Consider the following 21,694-nt stretch of genomic DNA (forward strand, 5'->3'; position numbering starts at 1 on the left):
CCCGAATGAAATATGCATAAGCCTTCGCTTGTTCAGGATTGGTTCAAGAAAGCGCAGGAATCTTCCTACTAAACTGTCGGACTTTCTGTCTTTCCCGTCGCTGAACGCCTACGTATAACGGCCTTCCTCTGGCGCAAGCCATCCCGTTTAACCGAGGCTGCACAATGAAGAAACCAAGGCTTTTGGCCGCATTGCTATTGATTCAAACCGACCAGGCGCTGGCCGAGGATGACACTCAAAAAGACCAGGGCTTCTGGTATGCACAGACCAGTGTCTATACCCGACATTATGCGCCCGACCCCGAACACAATAATCATCAGGACTTGATCGGCATCGAACGCAATCAGGCTTCCGGCTGGGTATTTGGCGGGGCAACTTTCCGTAACTCGTTCCGCCAGCGATCGAATTACGCCTATGCCGGCAAACGCTATGACAGCAGCGAGTATCCGGTGTATCTGAAAGTCACGGGTGGGCTGTTGCAGGGCTATCGCGGTGATTACAAGGACAAGATTCCGTTGAACCGCTACGGCGTTGCGCCGGTGATCATTCCGTCCGTCGGCACTCACTACGGCCCATTGGCCGCCGAGCTGGTGTTTCTCGGCGCCAATGCGGCGATGGTGACGACCGGCGTGCGTTTCTAAGGGCGCGGCTCAATTCGCACGGATCAGGATCGAGGCGCGTAGGCAAATACGTCGGCGCGCATCTGGTGTGCATCCATGCCGGCTTCAACTAACGCATCCAGCGTGCCATAGACCATCGCCGGCGAGCCGCTGGCGTAGACGTGCAGGGACTTCAGATCGGCGAAGTCTTCACACACGGCCTGGTGCAACATCCCGCAGCGCCCTTCCCAACCGCACTGGTCGCTGACGACTTTGTGCAGGAACAGATTGGGCAGCTTCAACCATTCGTCCCAATGCTCGATCTCGTAGAAATCTTCCGGACGGCGTACACCCCAATACAGATGCACCGGGTGTTTGAAGCCGTTGGCACGGCAGTGTTCGATCAGGCTGTGGATCTGGCCCATGCCGGTACCGGCGGCGATCAGCACCAGCGGCCCGTCGGGCAATTCGGCGAGGTGAGTGTCACCGAACGGCAATTCGACGCGCACCAGCGGGTTGCGCTGCAGTTGCTCGATCAGACTCAGGGCACTGGCTTCGCGGGCGAGTACGTGGATTTCCAGGTCGCGCCCGCCGTGCGGCGCCGAGGCCATGGAGAACGCCGACTTCTCGCCGCTCTCACGCTCGATCATCAGGTACTGCCCGGCGTGATAACGCGGCGGCTTGCCGGCCGGCGCCCGCAGACGCACGCGCCAGGTGTCGCCGCCGACGTCCCGGCATTCGATGACCTGACACGACAGGCTGCGCACCGGCAGTTCTCCCAACGCGAGCACGCCATCCCACAGCAGGATGCAATCTTCCAGCGGCTCGGCTATGCAAGTGTAGAACTCGCCGTGGTCGTGCACCTTGCCGGCCTGTTCGACCCGGCCTTCCACCAGCAACGCCGCACACACATGGCAATTGCCGTTGCGGCAGCTTTGCGGGCAGTCGTAGCCCAGGCGCCGCGCACCATCAAGAATCCGCTCACCGGGCCGTATCTCAAGCACCGCTCCGGAGGGCTGCAGGGTTACACGCATCAATCTATTCCTAACTGATTCCAGATGGCATCGATCCGCTGGGTGACGGCGTCGTCCTTGACGATCACACGGCCCCACTCGCGAGTGGTTTCGCCCGGCCACTTGTGGGTGGCATCGAGGCCCATTTTCGAGCCCAGGCCGGACACCGGCGAGGCGAAGTCGAGGTAGTCGATCGGCGTATTGTCGATCATCACCGTGTCGCGCTTGGGATCCATGCGCGTGGTGATGGCCCAGATCACGTCGTTCCAGTCCCGGGCGTTGATATCGTCGTCAGTGACGATAACGAACTTGGTGTACATGAACTGTCGCAAAAACGACCAGACACCGAGCATCACGCGCTTGGCATGCCCCGGATACGACTTCTTCATCGTCACCACGGCCATGCGGTACGAGCAGCCTTCGGGCGGCAGGTAGAAGTCGGTGATTTCCGGAAACTGCTTCTGCAGGATCGGAACGAACACTTCGTTCAGCGCCACGCCGAGAATCGCCGGCTCATCCGGCGGACGACCGGTGTAGGTGCTGTGGTAGATCGGCTTGATCCGGTGAGTGATGCGTTCGACGGTGAACACCGGGAAGCTATCGACTTCGTTGTAGTACCCGGTGTGGTCGCCGTACGGGCCTTCGTCGGCCATTTCGCCCGGATGGATCACGCCTTCGAGGATGATCTCGGCAGTGGCCGGCACTTGCAGGTCGTTGCCACGGCATTTGACCAATTCGGTGCGGTTACCGCGCAACAGACCGGCGAAAGCGTATTCGGAAAGGCTGTCCGGCACTGGCGTCACTGCACCGAGAATGGTCGCCGGGTCTGCACCCAGCGCCACGGACACCGGGAACGGCTGACCCGGGTGCTTCTCGCACCACTCACGGAAGTCCAGCGCACCGCCACGGTGGCTGAGCCAGCGCATGATCACCTTGTTGCGGCCGATCACTTGCTGACGGTAGATACCGAGGTTCTGGCGGTCCTTGTTCGGGCCTTTGGTGACGGTCAGGCCCCAGGTGATCAGCGGGCCGACGTCGCCAGGCCAGCAGGTCTGCACCGGCAGCATCGCCAGGTCGACGTCGTCGCCTTCGATGACCACTTCCTGGCACACCGCGTCTTTGACGACTTTCGGCGCCATTGAGATGATCTTGCGGAAGATCGGCAGTTTCGACCACGCGTCCTTCAGGCCCTTCGGCGGCTCCGGTTCCTTGAGGAAGGCCAGCAGCTTGCCGATCTCGCGCAGCTCGCTGACCGACTCGGCGCCCATGCCCATGGCCACCCGCTCAGGAGTGCCGAACAGGTTGCCGAGCACCGGAATGTCGTAACCGGTCGGTTTCTCGAACAGCAGCGCCGGGCCCTTGGCCCGCAGTGTGCGGTCGCACACCTCGGTCATCTCCAGCACCGGCGAGACGGGAATCTGGATGCGTTTCAACTCTCCGCGCTGCTCAAGCTGCTGCACGAAATCCCGAAGATCCTTGAATTTCATTGACGATGGCACCCTCAAAATAGGCGTACATCCTACCTGCTCTGACGGGCAAACAGCAGCCCGTCAGTGCCCGGCATCGCTCAATTCTGGCTAGCGCCCAGCAGCATTGGCGCAAATAACGGGCTCAATCGGGCGCTGCCGACATCCGACAGGTGATCCTCGTCCCGGTACTGCGAGTGACCGTTGATTTCAATGCTGCAAACGCCGTTCGCGCACATCATCGGCGTCGGGTCGATCACATGGACCCCCGGGTCGGCAGCACTCATGGCGTCGAACAATGTACTGATGAAATGCTGTCGCGCCAGATGTTCTTCCAGCGGGCGACCGAGGCCCTCGGCCGAACGCCCGATCCGCGCCAGGCTGGTGAGGCGGTTGATGCTGCCTTTGCGTTGCAGCGGCACATCCTTGAACAGCCAGACTTGCACCCCAGCCTCTCGCAACGCGGCCACGCGCGCCTTGAGCCCGGCAGCCATGCGTTGTTCGGCTTCGGCGGTATTGTCCCGGGGGTTGAGCAAAACCTTTTTGTCGCCGTCTTCGCGACCATACATGTACAGGCTCCAGTTGGACGCCAGCACCACATCCTTGATCCCGAGGCTGCGCACTTTTTCCATGGTGTGGACGTTGAAGTCTTTGCACCGTTGACGCTGGTCATCGGCGATAATCGGCGAGCAGGCGCTCATGCTGAACAACCAGACAGGGCGGCCTTCGTGACGTGCATTGCTATCGATGGCCGGCAGCAGCGCAGCGGCGTGACTGTCACCCCAAACCATTTGAGTGGCCGGTACATCCTGATTGTCACCAAGCAGACAGGCCTTGTCCGGCACCGTGTCCTGGGTGACCAACATGCATTTCATCTGCCCGTTCCGCCATTCGCGGGACTGTGCATATTCCAGGGCCTTGCCGGTCAACCGCTGCGGAACACCGTCAGACTCGCGGATCATCGTGCCTGTCGTCGCCAGTACCACTATGGCAGCGACAGCCCCGGTCAACACCGCCTTACGGCTGGCGAGCAGACGCTTCTCCCGGAACGGCAACTCGACATAGCGCAGGCTCAGCCACGCCAGGCCCAGCGACAGGGCAATCCAGCCCAGCGCCTCCAGCGGCTGAATACCGTCGATGGAAATGGCATTGGCGTAGACGTAGACCGGCCAGTGCCACAGGTACAGCGAGTAAGAGAGCAAACCGACCCAGACCAGCGCACGCAGACTCAACAGGCGCGCCGTCCAGCTCGGCCCTTGCGCACCCGACCAGATCAGCGCCGTGGTGCCCAGGACCGGCAACAGCGCGGCCCAGCCCGGGAACACGGTGGACTTGTCGAACGTGAACACCGCGACCAGCACCGCCGCCAGACCGGCGAGTCCCACCCCTTGGTAAACCCAGCCACGCACGGCCTGCCTTGGCACCGGGATCACTGCCAGCATGGCGCCACAGAGCAGCTCCCAGGCCCGGGTTGGCAGCGAAAAGAAGGTGAATTCCGGCTTGTACCCGATGTGATGAATATTCAGGCCGAACGACAACAGCAGCACGGCGAACAACATCCAGCGCCAATGACGGGCATAACGAATCAGGGCTGCCATCAGCAACGGGAAGAAAATGTAGTACTGCTCTTCCACCGCCAGCGACCAGGTATGCAGCAGCGGCTTCAGATCGGAGGCAGGCTGAAAGTAGCCGTCCTCGCGCATGAACAGAATGTTGGAGATGAACAGCGACTGATAGCGCACCGTTCGTCCCAGTTCGGCAAAGTCTTTGGCTGTCAGCAGCAGCCAGCCGAACGCCAGCGTGACCAGCATCACCACGGTCAGGGCAGGAATGATGCGGCGGGCACGGCGCGCCCAGAAATCAACGAAGCTGAAACGCTGTGCACTGATTTCACGGAACAGGATGGTGGTGATCAGGAAGCCGGAGATGACGAAGAACACATCAACGCCGACAAAGCCGCCACTGAATGTATTGAATCCGAAATGAAAAAGTACGACGGGAATAACCGCCAGTGCCCGTAATCCGTCGATATCACGGCGATTGCCAAACGTGTGCATGAAAGCCCTTTCTCGTTTTTCGGATACAAAGTCCAAGGAAAGGGCGAAAGTTATCAGTCGTACAAATTTCAATCCAGATACAAATATACCGGTACAAAAAAAAGCGCCCTTGCGGGGCGCTCTTTTTAAACAGCTTTCGTCTTACTTGCGCTTCATCGACAGGAAGAACTCGTCGTTGGTCTTGGTCGTTTTCAGCTTGTCGACCAGGAACTCGATGGCAGCCACTTCGTCCATCGGGTGCAGCAGCTTGCGCAGGATCCACATGCGCTGCAGTTCGTCGTCGGCCGTCAGCAACTCTTCGCGGCGGGTGCCGGAGCGGTTGATGTTGATGGCCGGGAAGACGCGCTTTTCCGCAATCTTGCGGTCCAGCGGCAGCTCCATGTTGCCGGTACCCTTGAACTCTTCGTAGATCACTTCGTCCATCTTCGAGCCGGTTTCAACTAGCGCGGTGGCGATAATGGTCAGCGAGCCGCCTTCTTCGATGTTGCGCGCAGCACCGAAGAAACGCTTCGGTTTCTCCAGGGCGTGGGCGTCAACACCACCGGTCAGCACCTTGCCGGAGCTCGGGATCACGGTGTTGTAGGCACGGGCCAGACGGGTGATGGAGTCGAGCAGGATCACCACGTCCTTCTTGTGTTCGACCAGGCGCTTGGCCTTCTCGATCACCATTTCGGCAACCTGCACGTGACGGGTCGGCGGCTCGTCGAAGGTCGAGGCAACCACTTCGCCACGCACGGTGCGCTGCATTTCGGTCACTTCTTCCGGACGTTCGTCGATCAACAGCACGATCAGGTGAACTTCAGGATTGTTCCGGGCGATGTTCGCGGCGATGTTCTGCAGCATGATCGTTTTACCGGCTTTCGGCGGTGCAACGATCAAACCACGCTGGCCTTTGCCGATCGGGGCGCACAAGTCGATCACACGACCGGTCAGGTCTTCGGTGGAACCGTTACCGGCTTCCATCTTCATGCGCACGGTCGGGAACAGCGGGGTCAGGTTCTCGAAGAGAATCTTGTTCTTCGCGTTCTCCGGACGATCGAAGTTGATCGTGTCGACCTTGAGCAGAGCGAAGTAACGCTCGCCTTCCTTTGGAGGGCGGATCTTGCCAACGATGGTGTCACCGGTGCGCAAGTTGAAACGACGGATCTGGCTCGGCGAGACGTAGATATCGTCCGGGCCGGCGAGGTAGGAAGCGTCAGCGGAGCGCAGGAAGCCGAAGCCGTCCTGGAGAATCTCCAGCACGCCATCACCGGAGATTTCCTCGCCGCTTTTCGCGTGCTTTTTCAGCAGGGAGAAAATCACGTCCTGCTTGCGCGAACGGGCCATATTTTCTATGCCCATCTGTTCGGCCAATTCGAGCAGTTCGGTAATCGGCTTTTGCTTGAGTTCAGTCAGATTCATATAGGAATGACGTAATCATTTATGGAGGGGGGAAATTAAGCTTTTGGCTTAATGAGGCCGCGCCGCGGAGAAGGCGACAGGATCGCGAACTTGTTCGAAAAGGAGTGCGTCGGCGACGGCTAGCAGGGGGCAGTGGAGAAACCAGTGCGGGGCCGAATGTACCACCTGAATTTCGGAGCGTCTAGCCCTGAATACGCAAAAAGCCCCGCAATTTGCGGGGCTTTTTCAGGGCACTTTGCAGCGACGCTTAGATGTTGGCGTCGAGGAAAGCAGCCAGTTGCGACTTCGACAGAGCGCCGACCTTGGTCGCTTCAACGTTGCCGTTCTTGAACAGCATCAGCGTCGGGATACCACGCACGCCGTGCTTGGCCGGGGTTTCCTGGTTTTCGTCGATGTTCAGTTTGGCGACGGTCAGCTTGCCTTTGTAAGTCTCGGCAATCTCGTCCAGAACCGGAGCGATCATTTTGCAAGGGCCACACCATTCAGCCCAGTAGTCGACCAGTACAGCGCCTTCGGCCTTGAGTACGTCGGCTTCGAAGCTGGCGTCGCTAACGTGTTTGATAAGATCGCTGCTCATGGAATTCTCCAGGTTGTAAGCAAAAAAACGTGGCCCATCATATCCGCCCTTCCCTTGTTCAGGAAGCCGCAGATGATTGAGTCTTGCTATGGCGGCCCATGAGTCTGGGTATAGCTCAAGTCACGCGGTGGCGGGGGCGATGAAGGCGATCCCGGTGCGCAGTGCCGCGTTGCGCACGTGCTCCTGCATGGCTTTCTGGGCGGCGGCGGACGCCCGGCGGGCCAGGGCACGAAGGATCTTGCGGTGCTCCTGCCAGGTTTCCATCGCCCGTTCGGCGCGGATGAACGGTAGTTTCTGACTCTCGAGAAAGATTTCGGCGCTGGCGGTGAGGATGCTCAGCATCGCCTGATTGCCGCTGGCCAGCAGAATGCGCCGGTGGAATTCGAAGTCGAGTTTCGCCGCGGCCTCGAAGTCCCCAGCCTTCAATTGCTCGCGCATCGCCGCGACGTTGTCCTCCAGCGCATCCAGATCGAACGTGCTCAAGGTCACCGCCGCCAACCCGGCGGCGAATCCCTCCAGTGCATAGCGCAACTGAAAGATATCCAGCGGCGAGGCCTGCGCCGCAAACGGCCAGCCCGGGGCATTTTCACCGTGCCCAAGTTCCACCGGCGCCTGCACGAACACGCCTTTGCCCGGCTGGATGCTGATCACCCCCAGCGCACTGAGCGACGACAGCGCCTCGCGCAACGATGCGCGGCTGACCCCCAGTTGCACCGCCAGGTCCCGTTGCGACGGCAACGCATCGCCCACGCCGAAACCCTGTTCGGTGATCAGTTTGCGGATCGCTTGCAGCGCCACTTCGGGTACCGCACGGGAGATCGAGTTCATGGTTTTTCAGACGAGCCAGGCCAAGGTGCGGCTAGTTGTAAAGCTATTCGCCGGATCCGGCAAGTCGTGCCCCAGCGGGGTTCGGCGTCCGCTGTCGATGCGCTATCGAGGTGCGAAAAACCACCTGACTGTTCAGACCAGTAAGACCGAACAAACCCGGCAAACCCGCGGCCTGCCGGGGATAAATCCGGGTATTGGCACGGCGCGTGCTCTGTCCGATCGCAGAAAACACTTCCCGCCGATCTGGAGATTTGCCATGAGCCTGCGTTACAGCGCCCTCCTCACCGCCCTGTTTGCCAGCCTGATGCTGAGCCAGGCCCCCGCCCACGCCGACGGTCTGGACGACGTGGTCAAACGCGGCACGCTGAAAGTCGCGGTGCCCCAGGACTTCCCGCCGTTCGGCTCAGTCGGCCCGGACATGAAACCCCGTGGCCTGGACATCGACACGGCAAAGCTGCTGGCCGACCAACTCAAGGTCAAACTAGAACTGACCCCGGTCAACAGCACCAACCGCATCCCGTTCCTGACCACCGGCAAGGTCGATCTGGTGATCTCCAGCCTGGGCAAGAACCCGGAGCGCGAGAAAGTCATCGACTTCTCCAACGCCTACGCGCCGTTCTACCTCGCCGTGTTCGGCCCGCCGGACGCGGCAATCAGCAGCCTCGACGACCTTAAAGGCAAGACCATCAGCGTCACTCGTGGCGCCATCGAAGACATTGAGCTGACCAAGGTCGCCCCCGAAGGCGTGACCATCAAGCGCTTCGAAGATAACAACTCGACCATCGCCGCCTACCTCGCCGGGCAAGTCGACCTGATCGCCAGCGGCAACGTGGTGATGGTCGCCATCAGCGAGAAGAACCCGAAACGCGTACCGGCGCTGAAAGTGAAGCTCAAGGATTCGCCGGTCTACGTTGGCGTGAACAAGAACGAGCCGGCGCTGCTGGGCAAGGTCAACGAGATCCTCGCCACCGCCAAGGCTGACGGCGCGCTGGAGAAAAACTCGCAGACCTGGCTCAAAGAGCCGCTGCCGGCCGATCTCTGATCGATCGCGCGGGAGACAATTGATGGCTTATCAGTTCGATTTCATGCCGGTGCTGCAAAACACCGATCTGTTGCTGCGCGGCGCACTGTTCACCCTGGAACTGACGGCCATTGGCGCGCTGTTCGGGGTCGGCGTGGGCATTGTCGGCGCGCTGGTGCGGGCGTGGAACATCCGCCCGTTCTCGGCAATCTTCGGCGTCTACGTCGAGTTGATCCGCAACACGCCGTTTCTGGTGCAACTGTTCTTCATCTTCTTCGGCCTGCCCTCGCTCGGGGTGCAGATTTCCGAGTGGCAGGCGGCGGTGCTGGCGATGGTGATCAACCTCGGCGCGTATTCGACCGAGATCATCCGCGCCGGCATCCAGGCGATTCCGCGCGGACAACTGGAGGCCGCCGCCGCACTGGCGATGAGCCGTTTCGAGGCGTTCCGTCACGTGATCCTGCTGCCGGCGCTGGGCAAGGTCTGGCCGGCCCTGAGCAGCCAGATCATCATCGTCATGCTCGGCTCGGCGGTGTGTTCGCAAATCGCCACCGAGGAGCTGAGCTTCGCCGCCAACTTCATTCAGTCGCGCAATTTCCGCGCCTTTGAAACCTACGCGCTGACCACGCTGATCTACCTGTGCATGGCGCTGCTGATACGCCAACTGCTGAACTGGGTCGGTCGCCGCTATATCGCGAGGAGCAGCCGATGAGCGACTTCACCTTCTGGGACATCCTGCGCAACCTGCTCACCGGCCTGCAATGGACGCTGGCGCTGTCGCTGGTGGCGTTCATCGGTGGAGGGCTCGTCGGGCTGCTGATTCTGGTGATGCGCATTTCGAAAAACCGCTTGCCGAGCAACATTGCCCGCACCTGGATCGAGCTGTTCCAGGGCACACCGTTGCTGATGCAACTGTTTCTGGTGTTCTTCGGCGTGGCGCTGGCCGGGATCGAAATCTCGCCGTGGATGGCCGCGGCGATTGCCTTGACGCTGTTTACCAGTGCGTACCTGGCGGAGATCTGGCGCGGCTGCGTCGAAGCGATTCCCAATGGTCAGTGGGAAGCCTCGTCGAGCCTGGCGCTGAATCCACTGGAGCAGTTGCGCTACGTGATCCTGCCGCAGGCGCTGCGCATCGCCGTGGCGCCGACCGTGGGCTTCTCGGTGCAAGTGGTCAAAGGCACTGCGGTGACCTCGATCATCGGTTTCACCGAGCTGACCAAGACCGGCGGCATGCTCGCCAACGCCACCTTCGAACCGTTCATGGTCTATGGCCTCGTCGCCCTCGGCTACTTCCTGCTCTGCTACCCCTTGTCGCTCAGTGCGCGCTACCTGGAAAGGAGACTGCATGCCTCTGCTTAGAATTTCCGCCCTGCATAAATACTACGGCGATCACCACGTACTCAAAGGCATCGACCTGAGTGTCGAGGAAGGCCAGGTGGTGGCAATCATCGGCCGCAGCGGCTCGGGCAAATCCACCCTGCTGCGCACCCTCAACGGCCTGGAGTCGATCAACGACGGGGTGATCGAAGTCGACGGCGAATACCTCGACGCCGCCCGCGCCGACCTGCGCAGCCTGCGGCAGAAAGTCGGCATGGTGTTTCAGCAGTTCAACCTGTTCCCGCACCTGACCGTCGGCGAAAACGTGATGCTCGCGCCGCAGGTGGTGCAGAAAGTACCCAAGGCCAAGGCTGCGGAGCTGGCGCGCAAGATGCTCGAACGCGTGGGCCTTGGAGAGAAATTCGACGCCTTCCCGGATCGTTTGTCTGGTGGTCAGCAACAGCGCGTGGCGATTGCGCGGGCACTGGCGATGTCGCCGAAAGTGTTGCTGTGCGACGAAATCACCTCGGCGCTGGACCCGGAACTGGTCAACGAAGTGCTCGCTGTGGTGCGCCAACTGGCCAAGGAAGGCATGACCCTGATCATGGTCACCCACGAAATGCGCTTTGCCCGCGAGGTCGGCGACAAACTGGTGTTCATGCACCATGGCAAGGTGCATGAGGTGGGGGATCCGCAGGTGTTGTTCGCCCATCCGCAGACGGCGGAGCTGGCGAATTTCATTGGGACGGTCGAAACGACAGCCTGAAGGATTTGCAGTGGCTGTAATAGCCTCTTCGCGAGCAAGCCCGCTCCCACATTGGAACGCGGTCACCTGTGGGAGCGGGCTTGCTCGCGAATGGCCGCGCCGCGGTCTCAAGCTTTTATGCGCAGGATCAACGGTTTGAGCCATGCGCGTTGGCGCCAGCGTTTGATCGTGGCACGATGGCGGGGTTATCGACCGAGACCCCCAGACCATGCCGCAATCCAAAGCCAAGAATCTGTCCCTGATCGCCGCAATCGACCTGGGCTCCAACAGCTTCCACATGGTCGTGGCCAAGGCCCAGAACGGTGAAATCCGTATCCTGGAGCGCCTCGGAGAGAAAGTGCAGCTCGCCGCCGGTATCGACGATGAGCGCCATCTCAACGAAGAATCGATGCAGCGTGGCCTCGACTGCCTCAAGCGTTTCGCCCAACTGATCAACGGCATGCCGCTGGGCGCCGTGCGGATCGTCGGCACCAACGCCCTGCGCGAAGCGCGCAATCGCCTGGAATTCATCCACCGCGCCGAAGAAATCCTCGGTCACCCGGTGGAAGTCATCTCCGGCCGTGAAGAAGCGCGGCTGATTTATCTGGGCGTTTCGCACACCCTCGCCGACACCCCGGGCAAGCGCCTGGTGGCCGACATCGGCGGCGGCAGTACCGAATTCATCATTGGGCAGCGTTTTGAACCGCTGCTGCGCGAAAGCCTGCAAATGGGCTGCGTCAGCTTCACCCAGCGCTACTTCAAGGACGGCAAGATCACCCCGGCCCGTTACGCTCAGGCGTACACCGCGGCGCGGCTGGAGATCATGAGCATCGAGCACGCCCTGCATCGCCTGACCTGGGATGAAGCCATCGGCTCCTCGGGCACCATCCGCGCCATCGGCCTGGCGCTGAAGGCCGGCGGGCATGGCACCGGCGAAGTGAATGCCGAAGGTTTGGCATGGCTCAAGCGTCGTCTGTTCAAACTGGGTGATGTCGACAAGATCGACTTCGAAGGCATCAAGCCTGACCGCCGGGCGATCTTCCCCGCAGGTCTGGCAATTCTCGAGGCGATCTTCGATGCCCTCGAACTGCAACGCATGGATCACTGCGAAGGCGCGCTGCGTGAAGGAGTGCTCTACGACCTGCTCGGCCGCCATCACCACGAAGACGTGCGCGAACGCACCCTGACTTCGCTGATGGAGCGTTACCATGTCGACCTGGAACAGGCCGCGCGGGTAGAACGCAAAGCCCTGCACGCTTTCGATCAGGTCGCCAAAGACTGGGAACTGGACGACGGCATCTGGCGTGAACTGCTGGGCTGGGCGGCGAAAGTCCACGAAGTCGGCCTCGACATTGCGCACTACCACTACCACAAGCACGGCGCCTACCTGATCGAGCACTCGGACCTCGCCGGCTTCTCCCGCGAAGACCAGCAAATGCTCGCCCTGCTGGTGCGCGGCCATCGCCGCAACATCCCCAAGGACAAGTTCGCCGAATTCGGTGACGACGGCGACAAGCTGATCCGCCTCTGTGTGCTGCTGCGCTTCGCGATCCTGTTCCACCACATCCGTGGCACCCAGGCGATGCCGCAAGTGACGCTGCATGCCAAGGGCGACAACCTCGACGTGGAATTCCCGGAGAACTGGCTGGATGAGAATCAGCTGACTCAGGCCGACTTTGGTCTCGAAGCCGACTGGCTGACGCGGGTTGGCATCGTCCTCACCGTGCACTGATCCTCGTGGTGAGGGAGCTTGCTCCCGCTGGGGCGCGAAGCGGCCCTTTCTTTTAAAGCGTGGGCCTGCTGCGCAGTCCAGCGGGAGCAAGCTCCCTCGCCACAGGTGGGTGAACGACAGGTACAAAAAAGGCGATCCCGAGGGATCGCCTTTTTTATTGCGCTTGCGGCTTAGCTGCTCACCGGCAGAATCGGGCTGCCCAGCCGCTCCAGCAACGTCGCCTGCGCACTGCGCGGGTTCTGGTTGCCGGTTGGCGTGTTGCGGATGTAACGGCCATCCGACTGCAGGCTCCAGCTGTGGGTGTTGTCGGTCAGGTACAGCTCCAGCTCTTTCTTGACGCGGGTCAGCAGCTTCTTGCCTTCCACCGGGAAGCAAGTCTCGACGCGTTTGTCGAGGTTGCGCTCCATCCAGTCGGCGCTGGAGAGGAACATCTGCTCCTCGCCGCCGTTGAGGAAGTAGAACACCCGGGTGTGCTCGAGGAAGCGACCGATGATCGAGCGCACATGGATGTTGTGCGAAACCCCGGCGATGCCCGGACGCAGGCAGCACATGCCACGCACCACCAGATCGATGCGCACGCCGGACTGGCTGGCCTTGTACAGCGCGCGGATGATCTTCGGATCGGTCAGCGAGTTGAACTTGGCAATGATGTGCGCCGGTTTGCCATCGAGGGCGAACTGGGTCTCCCGGGCAATCATGTCGAGCATGCCCTTCTTCAGGGTGAACGGCGCATGCAGCAGCTTCTTCATGCGCAGGGTTTTACCCATGCCGATCAACTGACTGAACAGTTTGCCGACGTCTTCGCAAAGCGCGTCATCGGAGGTCAGCAGGCTGTAGTCGGTGTACAGACGGGCGTTGCCGGCGTGGTAGTTACCGGTGCCGAGGTGCGCGTAACGCACGATCTCGCCGGCCTCGCGACGCAGGATCAGCATCATCTTGGCGTGGGTCTTGAAGCCGACCACACCGTAAATCACCACCGCACCGGCCGCTTGCAGACGGCTGGCCAGTTGCAGGTTGGACTCTTCGTCGAAGCGTGCGCGCAGTTCGATGACCGCGGTCACTTCCTTGCCGTTACGCGCGGCGTCCACCAGCGCATCGACGATTTCCGAGTTGGCGCCGGAACGGTACAGGGTCTGACGCACGGCGAGAACATGCGGATCTTTGGCGGCTTGGCGCAACAGGTCGACCACCGGGGTGAACGACTCGAACGGGTGCAGCAACAGGATGTCCTGCTTGCTCACCACGCTGAAAATGTTCTCGCTGTTCTGCAGCAGTTTCGGGATCTGCGGGGTGAAAGGCGTGTATTGCAGCTCCGGGTGGCTGTCCAGACCGGTGATGCTGAACAGACGGGTCAGGTTGACCGGGCCGTTGACCTGATACAGCTCGGTCTCGCTCAGGTTGAACTGCTTGAGCAGGTAGTCCGACAGGTGTTTCGGGCAGGTGTCGGCGACTTCCAGACGCACCGCATCACCGTAGCGCCGCGAGAACAGCTCGCCACGCAGAGCGCGCGCCAGGTCTTCGACGTCTTCGGAGTCGAGCGCCAGGTCGGCGTTTCGGGTCAGGCGGAACTGGTAGCAGCCCTTGACCTTCATGCCCTGGAACAGGTCATCGGCGTGGGCGTGGATCATCGACGACAGGAACACATAGTTGTCGCCCGGGCCGCCGACTTCTTCCGGAACCTTGATGATCCGTGGCAGCAGGCGCGGTGCCGGGATGATCGCCAGACCGGAGTCGCGACCGAAGGCGTCGATGCCTTCCAGTTCGACGATGAAGTTCAGGCTCTTGTTCACCAGCAACGGGAACGGGTGCGTCGGGTCGAGGCCGATCGGGGTGATGATCGGTGCGATCTCATCGCGGAAATAACGGCGCACCCAGGTCTTGATCTTGGTCGTCCAGTGACGGCGACGGATGAAGCGCACCTGATGCTTTTCCAGCTCCGGCAGCAGGATATCGTTGAGAATCGCGTACTGGCGGTCAACGTGACCGTGCACCAGCTCGCTGATCCGCGCCAGCGCCTGATGCGGTTGCAGACCGTCGGCACCGGCCTGTTCGCGGGCGAAGGTGATCTGCTTCTTAAGGCCGGCGACGCGGATCTCGAAGAATTCGTCGAGGTTGCTGGAGAAGATCAGCAGGAACTTCAGCCGCTCCAGCAACGGATAGGACTCGTCCAGCGCCTGTTCCAGCACGCGGATGTTGAACTGCAGTTGCGAGAGCTCGCGGTGGATGTACAGGCTGCTGTCATCCAGCCCCGGGATCGCAATCACTGGCGCCGCCGCGACGGGTTCGGTGACCGGCGCGGGTGGCGCAGGCTCCAGTTCCGGCGGGGTTTCGGTGATTTGCTCCACCACCGGTTGAGCTTCTTTTACTGCAGTTTCAGTGAGTCCTTCGGTATTCATCGAATGTTCCTGGGAGGGCTATTTCTGCTCTCGTAACAATTGAGCGGCACGGACAGCAAAGTAAGTCAGGATGCCATCAGCGCCGGCACGTTTAAAGGCGGTCAGTGATTCGACAATCACCGCCTCGCTCAACCAGCCATTCTGGATCGCCGCCATGTGCATGGCGTATTCGCCGCTAACCTGATAGACGAAGGTCGGCACCTTGAAGGCATCTTTTACCCGGAAAAGAATGTCCAGGTACGGCATGCCGGGTTTGACCATGACCATGTCCGCGCCTTCAGACAAGTCCGCACCGACTTCGTGCAGCGCTTCGTCGCTGTTGGCCGGGTCCATCTGATAGGAGGCCTTGTTGGCCTTGCCCAGATTCGCTGCCGAACCCACGGCATCACGGAACGGCCCGTAATAGGCGCTGGCGTACTTGGCCGAGTAGGCCATGATCCGCACGTTGACGTGACCGGCCAGCTCCAGCGCCTCGCGGATCGCCTGGATGCGACCGTCCATCATGTCCGATGGGGCCACGACCTGAGCGCCGGCTTCGGCGTGGGACAAAGCCTGTTTGACCAGTGCGTCGACGGTGATGTCGTTCTGCACGTAGCCGTCTTCGTCGAGAATGCCGTCCTGACCGTGGGTGGTGAACGGATCAAGCGCGACGTCGGTGATCACTCCCAATTCCGGGAAACGCTCACGCAAGGCGCGGGTGGCGCGCTGGGCGATGCCCTGCGGGTTCCAGGCTTCGGCAGCGTCGAGGGATTTCAATTCGGTTGGCGTGACCGGGAACAGCGCCAGCGCCGGGATCCCCAGTTCGACCCATTGCGCCGCCTCTTCAAGCAGCAGATCGATGGTCAGACGTTCGACACCGGGCATCGAGGCCACGGCTTCGCGACGGTTTTCACCCTCAAGCACGAACACCGGCAGGATCAGGTCATCGACCGTCAGCACGTTTTCCCGTACCAGCCGGCGTGAAAAATCATCACGACGGTTGCGGCGCAAACGCGTGGCTGGGAACAAACGGTTGGCAGGGGTAAAGCTCACGGCAGACTCCTGAGCCCGCGCAAACGGGCGAGCGTGACAGTTATAAGCGGCCATTATGACCAACAGATTACAGTTGTGCGCACCCCGTGACATGTAGCCGCATTCCATTGTCAGCGTAGGAATTGTTCACGTCGAGACACATTTCGACACTTTCCTGAATGTGTCCGAAGGGTTAGGCTGCGCGTTCATTTCGCCAGCACCCAGACAATGCTCCAACAATTTCTGCATGACTTCGGCTACTTTGCCTTGTTCCTCGGCACGTTCTTCGAAGGCGAAACCATCCTGGTGCTCGCAGGCTTCCTCGCGTTCCGTGGATACATGGACATCAACCTGGTGGTGGTCGTGGCGTTCTTCGGCAGCTATGCCGGCGATCAGCTGTGGTACTTCCTGGGGCGCAAGCACGGGCGCAAATTGCTGGCGCGCAAACCGCGCTGGCAGATGATGGGCGACCGCGCGCTGGAACACATCCGCAAGCACCCGGACATCTGGGTCCTGAGCTTTCGCTTCGTTTATGGCCTGCGCACGGTGATGCCGGTGGCGATCGGTCTGTCGGGGTATCCGCCGGGACGTTATCTGCTGCTCAACGGCATCGGTGCGGCAATCTGGGCCACCGCCCTCGCGGCCGCTGCCTACCACTTCGGCGCGGTGCTCGAAGGCATGCTCGGCAGCATCAAGAAGTACGAACTGTGGGTCCTCGGCGCGCTGTTGGTACTGGGTGTCGGCCTGTGGCTGCGTCGCCGCTTCAAGAATGCGCGCCTGGCCAAGCAGGTTTACGCCGACGAGCAAGCCGCAAAAGCGGCGCACCTGCTTCAAGCGGAGCAAGCCAAACCCGCCGAACCTAAGACGCCAGCCGAGTAACACGCTGGCGACAGCCATACAGCCCGATGCCGCTGAGCAGGCTGTAACCGAGCAAACCAGCCCAGGCCAACGGGCTGGCCGGCCATAGCCCGAGCAGCGGCGCCAGCCACACCAGCGGCAGGTTCGACGCCAGCCGCAGCAGCTCGACCGACAACGCCCATGGGCGACTCTCCAGCGCCACCCCCAGCACAAACAAACCCCACGCCACCGCGCCCCACCCCAGCAGCAACGCGGCGATCGGCAGATGCTGCGCCTGCCCCATCAGGTAACTGCCCAGCGCGATATAGACGCAGAACTGCAAGGCCACATACCACTGACGGCGGCTGTCGAGCGGCACTTCGAATTTGCGGAAGCGGCTCAGGTCCGGCTTGTTGAGCGGGTACTTGGCCGCGACATCCGCCGGACGCCAGCCAGTGCGCATGAACCAGATTCGCAGCTTGTCCCACGGGCGTTCGGCGCGGCGGGCGTCGTCCCACAACTGCGCATAAAACTGCACATTGGCCCACAGCGGATTCCAGCTCGCCAGCGGCGTAGTTACACCGAATATCACTGGCTCGTTATCGTCCTCTTCCTGAAACGTGCCGAACAGTCGATCCCAAAGAATGAACACCCCGCCGTAGTTGCGATCCATGTAGAGAGCGTTCTGTGCATGGTGGGCCCGATGATTGGATGGCGTAACGAAGAACCACTCGAACCCGCCGAGCTTGGGAATGTGCCGGGTGTGCACCCAGAACTGATACAGCAGATTCATCGCCGCGACGCTGACAAACACCAGCAGCGGCACGCCGAGCACGGCCATCGGCAAATAGAAGATCCAGCCCAGCAGAAAACCGGTACTGGTCTGGCGCAACGCCGTGGAGAGGTTGTACTCCTCGCTCTGGTGATGCACCGAGTGCGCGGCCCAGAGAATGTTGCGCTCATGGCCCAACCGGTGCAGCCAGTAATAGCAGAAGTCATAGAAGACGAAGGCCAGCACCCAGACCCAGAGGCTGTCGGCCGACAACCTGATCAGCGCCAGATGATCCAGGGCAAACGCATACGTCAGCAGCCCAAACCCCTTGGTCAACAGGCCGGTGCTGGTCGACAACACCCCGGCGCTGAGGCTGTTGACCGAATCGGCGAGGCGATAGTGGCTGGTCCCGCGCCAGCGATCGGCAAGCAGCTCGGCGGCCATCAGCACGAAGAAAAACGGCACTGCATACAGAATGAAGTCCATGGCGCGCCCCGGTCGGATTCTATGGACAGATCCTAGGTGTAGCCGCCCTTTCCCCCTATGGCAACGCGCGACAATTTAGTGGACATTTAGCGCCATGAATCTGGAGAGAAACCCATGAGCAAAAAAGTTGCAGTGATCCTGTCCGGCAGCGGCGTGTACGACGGCGCCGAGATCCACGAGAGCGTCATCACCCTGCTACGCCTGGATCAACGTGGCGCGCAGGTGCAATGCTTCGCCCCGAACATCGCGCAATTGCATGTAATCAATCACCTGACCGGTGAAGAAATGCCCGAGACGCGCAACGTGCTGGTCGAGTCGGCGCGCATTGCCCGCGGCAACATCAAGGACATCCGCGAGGCCAACGTCGATGACTTCGACGCGCTGATCGTGCCTGGCGGTTTTGGTGCGGCGAAGAACCTCTCGAATTTCGCCGTCGAAGGCGCCGGCTGCAGCGTGCAGCCGCAAGTGCTGGAACTGGCCGAAGCGTTTGCCGAAGCGGGTAAACCGGTAGGCCTGATGTGCATCTCGCCGGCACTGGCGGCAAAGATCTACGGCCCGGGCGTGACCTGCACCATCGGCAATGACGCCGACACTGCTACCGCGATGAACAAGATGGGCGCCACCCACGAAGACTGCGCGGTGACCGACATCATCGAAGACAAGGCACGCAAACTGGTGACGACCCCGGCTTACATGCTGGCGCAGAACATCAGTGAAGCGGCTTCGGGGATCAACAAACTGGTCGATCGGGTGCTCGAACTGACCCACGACAACGATGTTTGATCTCTGACTGCATGCAGAGCGAAATGTGGGAGCGGGCTTGCTCGCGAAAGCGGTGTGTCATTCCAATCAATGTTGTCTGATACGACGCCTTCGCGAGCAAGCCCGCTCCCACATGGGATTTGTGTTTGGCTCAGGGTTTGCGGATCAGGCGCGTTAGGATCCGGTCCAGCGCATTGGCAAACGCCTGCTTCTCGCGCTCGCCGAACGGTGCCGGGCCGCCGCTGATCTGGCCCTGTTCGCGCAGGTCGGTGAACAGGTTGCGCACCGCCAGGCGCTCGCCCATGTTCTGCGCGTCGAACTCCTTGCCGCGCGGATCCAGCGCCGCCACGCCCTTCTTCACCAGACGATCGGCCAGCGGAATATCGCTGCAGATCACCAGCTCTCCGGGCACCGCGTGTTCCACCAGATAATCGTCCGCCGCATCCGGGCCGCTGGGCACCACGATCAGTTTGACGATGGCCAGCCCCGGTTTGGTCTGCGGCTGCCCGGCCACCAGCACCACTTCGAACTGGCGCTTGAGGGCGAACTTCACCACCAGATCCTTGGCAGCCCGGGGGCAGGCGTCGGCATCGATCCATACACGCATCTTCTTTTCCTCTCTTAAAAGCATCGCGGGCAAGCCACGCTCCCACAAGGTTAACGCTAAACCTGTGGGAGCGGGCTTGCCCGCGAATGTGAGCGCCAGCGAATGCTTTTTAAGCGACGACCCGCCGCTTCTCGGCCATCCGGCTGCGCCCATACAACACAACAATCGCCAGAATCGCCAGCGCCTGCGCCGTCAGCGAATAGGCATCGGCATGAATCCCCAGCCAGTCGAATTCAAAGAACGCCACTGGCCGCGTGCCAAAGATCCCGGCTTCCTGCAGCGCTTTCACACCATGCCCGGCAAACACCACCGACAGCGCACAGAGCAGACCGGCGTTGATGCTGAAGAACAACGTCAGCGGCAGTTTCGCCGAGCCACGCAGGATCACCCAGGCCAGACCGATCAGCAGCACCAGCGCCGTCGCACCACCGGCCAGCACCGCGTCGTGCCCGGCGGGGCCGGCCTGCAGCCACAGGGTTTCGTAGAACAGGATCACTTCGAACAACTCGCGGTACACCGAGAAGAACGCGAGGATCGCGAAGCCGAAACGCCCGCCGCCGCCCACCAGACTCTGCTTGATGTAATCCTGCCAGGCCGCCGCGTGCCGCCGGTCGTGCATCCACACGCCGAGCCACAGCACCATGACGCTGGCGAACAGCGCCGTAGCGCCCTCAAGCAGTTCCCGCTGCGAGCCGCTGACGTCGATCACATACGCCGCCAGCGCCCAGGTACCAAGCCCGGCGAGCAGCGCCAGGCCCCAACCGATGTTGACGCTGCGCACTGCCGACTGCTGGCCGGTGTTGCGCAGGAACGCGAGGATCGCCGCCAGCACCAGAATCGCTTCGAGGCCTTCACGCAGCAGAATCAGCAGGCCGGAAATGAAGCTCAGCGACCAGCTCAGGCCATCGCTGCCGAGCAGTTCGGCGGACTCTTTCAATTTGCCCTTGGCCGCGTCCAGACGCTGTTCGGCCTGCGCCACCGGCAAGCCGTCCTGCAACGATTGACGGTAGGCCATCAGCGATTTTTCAGTGTCCTTGCGCAAGTTGGCGTCGACGTTATCCAGCGAGCTTTCGACCAGTTCGAAGCCTTCCAGATACGCCGCCACCGACAGGTCGTAAGCCTGATCGTGATCGCCGGCGCGATACGCCGCCAGGCTCTTGTCCAGCGTGGCGGCGGTGTAATCGAGCAACTGCGCCGGGCCGCGCTTGACCTGCGGTGGCTGGGCGCGCTGAGCACGGAAGGTCGCCGCCGCTTGCGGGCCTTCGGCGGCCTGCACCTCGGCCGGGGTCTGGCGCGCCAGATCAGCGATGTTGAAGGTCTTGTCGGACTTGGCTGCGGCCGGGTCGGCACTGAAACCGGCAATGTAGGTCGCCAGATCCCAACGCTGACGGTCGTCCAGTTGATCGGCGAACGCCGGCATGTCGGTGCCTTCGACGCCTTGGCCGAGGGTGCTGTAGATCGCGTACAGGCTCAGGTGATCGATGCGTGCGGCATCGCGCAGATTGGCCGGCGGCGGCGTCATGCCGAGGCCCGCCGGGCCGTCGCCGGCACCGCTGGCGCCGTGACACACCGAGCAGTTCTGGGCGTACAGCGGCGCGCCCCGGGTCGGATCGGGAGTGATGATCGGCGCCTGGCTGACTTCATACGCCACCGCCAGTTGCGCCCCCAGTTGCCGGGCCTGACGCGCGACTTCAGCGCCGTCCTGCTTCGCGGTGATAGCCGCATGCAAAGCCTCGACGCCCTGCTCCAGCGCGGCCTTCTCCGGTTTGGCCGGCAGGCCGCCGATCAACCCCTGCAACACCTGGGTGAATTCCAGTTGCTCACGGTACTCGCCGTCGTCGACGACCTTGCCCGCCTCGACCGTCGGCGGGTAGTCGGCGCTGATGTAATCGAGCAGGTGCAGCGCCTGCGGGGCGCCTTCCACGGTGTCGGCCAGCAGGCTGGAACTGCTCAGGGCCAAAAGAGGGAACACCAGCCAGGCCAGGAATCGGGACGCGGCAGTCATGAATGAGTCTCAAATGGAAATGCGAAGTTACATATTGTTCACTTCGAACGCTTTTCACTCAA

19 protein-coding genes are annotated in these 21,694 nt (G+C 61.5%); 8 read left to right on the forward strand and 11 right to left on the reverse strand.

Annotated elements, in window-relative coordinates; all coding sequences use genetic code 11:
- The first annotated feature begins 164 nt into the window (after positions 1 to 164).
- On the forward strand, positions 165 to 641 hold the full coding sequence (locus ACVHNU_RS23775; RefSeq protein WP_473018407.1) for a sn-glycerol-3-phosphate transporter: 477 nt from the start codon (positions 165 to 167) through the stop codon (positions 639 to 641).
- A gap of 23 nt (positions 642 to 664) precedes the next feature.
- Here ACVHNU_RS23775 and ACVHNU_RS23780 read toward each other — a convergent pair whose 3' ends face one another.
- From ACVHNU_RS23780 to ACVHNU_RS23805, 6 genes are all read right to left on the reverse strand, one after another.
- On the reverse strand, positions 665 to 1,633 hold the full coding sequence (locus tag ACVHNU_RS23780) for a CDP-6-deoxy-delta-3,4-glucoseen reductase (RefSeq protein ID WP_103483652.1): 969 nt from the start codon (positions 1,631 to 1,633) through the stop codon (positions 665 to 667).
- Positions 1,633 to 3,099 carry a 4-hydroxy-3-polyprenylbenzoate decarboxylase gene (gene ubiD, locus ACVHNU_RS23785; protein WP_003229330.1) on the reverse strand — a complete coding sequence of 489 codons (1,467 nt, stop codon included), beginning with the start codon at positions 3,097 to 3,099 and terminating at the stop codon, positions 1,633 to 1,635. The genes ACVHNU_RS23780 and ubiD overlap by 1 nt, the downstream gene beginning before the upstream one ends.
- Before the next feature lie 80 nt (positions 3,100 to 3,179).
- Positions 3,180 to 5,135 carry an acyltransferase family protein gene (locus ACVHNU_RS23790; RefSeq protein ID WP_473018408.1) on the reverse strand — a complete coding sequence of 652 codons (1,956 nt, stop codon included), beginning with the start codon at positions 5,133 to 5,135 and terminating at the stop codon, positions 3,180 to 3,182.
- Between the two features lie 141 nt (positions 5,136 to 5,276).
- Complete coding sequence (gene rho, locus ACVHNU_RS23795; RefSeq protein ID WP_003229334.1) at positions 5,277 to 6,536, reverse strand: transcription termination factor Rho; 1,260 nt, start codon at positions 6,534 to 6,536, stop codon at positions 5,277 to 5,279.
- A gap of 247 nt (positions 6,537 to 6,783) precedes the next feature.
- Entirely contained in the window at positions 6,784 to 7,113 is a 330-nt protein-coding gene (trxA, locus tag ACVHNU_RS23800; RefSeq protein WP_003206727.1) for a thioredoxin TrxA, read from the reverse strand.
- A gap of 120 nt (positions 7,114 to 7,233) precedes the next feature.
- Positions 7,234 to 7,941 carry a FadR/GntR family transcriptional regulator gene (locus ACVHNU_RS23805; RefSeq protein ID WP_473018409.1) on the reverse strand — a complete coding sequence of 236 codons (708 nt, stop codon included), beginning with the start codon at positions 7,939 to 7,941 and terminating at the stop codon, positions 7,234 to 7,236.
- 256 nt (positions 7,942 to 8,197) lie between these two features.
- On the opposite strand from ACVHNU_RS23805, the gene ACVHNU_RS23810 reads away from it, so the two are divergent.
- From ACVHNU_RS23810 to ppx, 5 genes are all read left to right on the forward strand, one after another.
- Positions 8,198 to 8,983: a transporter substrate-binding domain-containing protein gene (locus ACVHNU_RS23810; RefSeq protein ID WP_103483654.1), complete on the forward strand. Its 786-nt coding sequence runs from the start codon at positions 8,198 to 8,200 to the stop codon at positions 8,981 to 8,983.
- 22 nt (positions 8,984 to 9,005) lie between these two features.
- The gene (locus ACVHNU_RS23815; protein ID WP_003229338.1) at positions 9,006 to 9,674 is read left to right on the forward strand and encodes an amino acid ABC transporter permease; all 669 of its coding nucleotides are present in this window, start codon (positions 9,006 to 9,008) and stop codon (positions 9,672 to 9,674) included.
- Positions 9,671 to 10,321, forward strand: coding sequence for an amino acid ABC transporter permease (locus ACVHNU_RS23820; RefSeq protein ID WP_103483656.1), 651 nt, complete (start codon positions 9,671 to 9,673; stop codon positions 10,319 to 10,321). Before ACVHNU_RS23815 ends, ACVHNU_RS23820 begins: the two co-directional genes overlap by 4 nt.
- On the forward strand, positions 10,308 to 11,045 hold the full coding sequence (locus tag ACVHNU_RS23825; protein ID WP_103483657.1) for an amino acid ABC transporter ATP-binding protein: 738 nt from the start codon (positions 10,308 to 10,310) through the stop codon (positions 11,043 to 11,045). The genes ACVHNU_RS23820 and ACVHNU_RS23825 overlap by 14 nt, the downstream gene beginning before the upstream one ends.
- A 208-nt stretch (positions 11,046 to 11,253) precedes the next feature.
- Positions 11,254 to 12,756: an exopolyphosphatase gene (ppx, locus tag ACVHNU_RS23830; RefSeq protein WP_003229345.1), complete on the forward strand. Its 1,503-nt coding sequence runs from the start codon at positions 11,254 to 11,256 to the stop codon at positions 12,754 to 12,756.
- Positions 12,757 to 12,926: 170 nt separating this feature from the next.
- Here ppx and ppk1 read toward each other — a convergent pair whose 3' ends face one another.
- Both ppk1 and hemB read right to left on the reverse strand, forming a co-directional pair.
- Positions 12,927 to 15,152, reverse strand: coding sequence for a polyphosphate kinase 1 (ppk1, locus tag ACVHNU_RS23835; protein WP_003229347.1), 2,226 nt, complete (start codon positions 15,150 to 15,152; stop codon positions 12,927 to 12,929).
- Between the two features lie 18 nt (positions 15,153 to 15,170).
- Positions 15,171 to 16,184: a porphobilinogen synthase gene (hemB, locus tag ACVHNU_RS23840; protein WP_003229349.1), complete on the reverse strand. Its 1,014-nt coding sequence runs from the start codon at positions 16,182 to 16,184 to the stop codon at positions 15,171 to 15,173.
- A 207-nt stretch (positions 16,185 to 16,391) separates the two neighbouring features.
- Here hemB and ACVHNU_RS23845 point away from each other — a divergent pair, with 207 nt between their 5' ends.
- Positions 16,392 to 17,042: a DedA family protein gene (locus ACVHNU_RS23845; protein ID WP_401067318.1), complete on the forward strand. Its 651-nt coding sequence runs from the start codon at positions 16,392 to 16,394 to the stop codon at positions 17,040 to 17,042.
- On the opposite strand, the gene ACVHNU_RS23850 is transcribed toward ACVHNU_RS23845, so the two are convergent.
- Entirely contained in the window at positions 17,023 to 18,258 is a 1,236-nt protein-coding gene (locus ACVHNU_RS23850; protein ID WP_473018410.1) for a sterol desaturase family protein, read from the reverse strand. The two genes, ACVHNU_RS23845 and ACVHNU_RS23850, sit on opposite strands and share 20 nt — an antisense overlap.
- Before the next feature lie 114 nt (positions 18,259 to 18,372).
- On the opposite strand from ACVHNU_RS23850, the gene elbB reads away from it, so the two are divergent.
- Positions 18,373 to 19,041 carry an isoprenoid biosynthesis glyoxalase ElbB gene (gene elbB, locus ACVHNU_RS23855; RefSeq protein ID WP_473018411.1) on the forward strand — a complete coding sequence of 223 codons (669 nt, stop codon included), beginning with the start codon at positions 18,373 to 18,375 and terminating at the stop codon, positions 19,039 to 19,041.
- A 130-nt stretch (positions 19,042 to 19,171) separates the two neighbouring features.
- Here elbB and ACVHNU_RS23860 read toward each other — a convergent pair whose 3' ends face one another.
- On the reverse strand, positions 19,172 to 19,627 hold the full coding sequence (locus ACVHNU_RS23860) for a YaiI/YqxD family protein (RefSeq protein WP_103483661.1): 456 nt from the start codon (positions 19,625 to 19,627) through the stop codon (positions 19,172 to 19,174).
- A 109-nt stretch (positions 19,628 to 19,736) separates the two neighbouring features.
- Complete coding sequence (locus ACVHNU_RS23865) at positions 19,737 to 21,632, reverse strand: FTR1 family protein (protein WP_473018412.1); 1,896 nt, start codon at positions 21,630 to 21,632, stop codon at positions 19,737 to 19,739.
- Positions 21,633 to 21,694 lie beyond the last annotated feature (62 nt).

This window comes from Pseudomonas sp. Ors-4-3C, from assembly GCF_055755035.1.